This is a genomic window from Candidatus Hakubella thermalkaliphila (assembly GCF_013281975.1).
In the GTDB taxonomy this organism is placed as follows: domain Bacteria; phylum Actinomycetota; class Humimicrobiia; order Hakubellales; family Hakubellaceae; genus Hakubella; species Hakubella thermalkaliphila.
Genome location: NZ_BLRZ01000413.1, coordinates 1 through 696, shown reverse-complemented (window position 1 = coordinate 696; position 696 = coordinate 1). Strand labels below are relative to the sequence as shown.

General features: G+C 59.6%; 1 protein-coding gene and 1 pseudogene. Both read right to left on the bottom strand.

Annotated features, from left to right (window positions below):
- Positions 1-306: ATP-binding cassette domain-containing protein (locus HW443_RS12490; protein ID WP_407079831.1), on the bottom strand; the 306-nt coding region annotated here is incomplete at its 3' end.
- Between the two features lie 99 nt (positions 307-405).
- Positions 406-696 (bottom strand): annotated as a pseudogene (locus HW443_RS12485) (BMP family ABC transporter substrate-binding protein); the annotation flags it as partial.

Genomic DNA, 696 nt, shown 5'->3' with positions numbered 1-696 from the left:
CGTGTGGGTAACCACCAGTCGAAAGTGTTGATGAATCATACCAATGCCCAGGCGGATGGCATCGCGGGGTGAGCCAATCGTGACCTGCTGACCCCTCACATGGATCTCGCCTGCGTCAGGACCATAGATTCCATACAGAATGTTCATCAAGGTCGTCTTACCGGCTCCGTTTTCACCCAACAAGGCGTGAATCTCGCCTGCCTCGACTTCGAGGGTGATTCTATCATTGGCGACCACCCCGGGAAAGCGCTTGACGATGCCATACATGGCAACTGCCATGTCATGAATTGGGTGATCAGGGGTCATAATCCTCCCTGGCAAAACACTATCAGAGATGAGCAAGAAGCGCCCCTGACAGGCGCTTCTTGCTCATATTGTAGAGATGCGAGGCACCGTGTCCCTGCTTTAGTCCGGGGGGATGATACCAACCAGGCCGTCCACGAAATAGTCCATGACGAGCAACTCGCCGTACGTGGCACGCTGCCCGGACTTCAGCCGTTCCACACCGTCCTGGTCCTTGATGGGCCCGGTGAAAGGATAAAACGGCATGGTCGGGTCTTTACACTGCTCCACGCGCCCGCGAACCCGGCCGTACAGCCTGCTCTCGCCCCTCCCGCGGTCGGCGACCGTGCCGCCCTGAGCCGGCTCCTCGACTCCGGGGTCCATTGGCCCCCCCGTTTCGGCGCCCACCCCCCC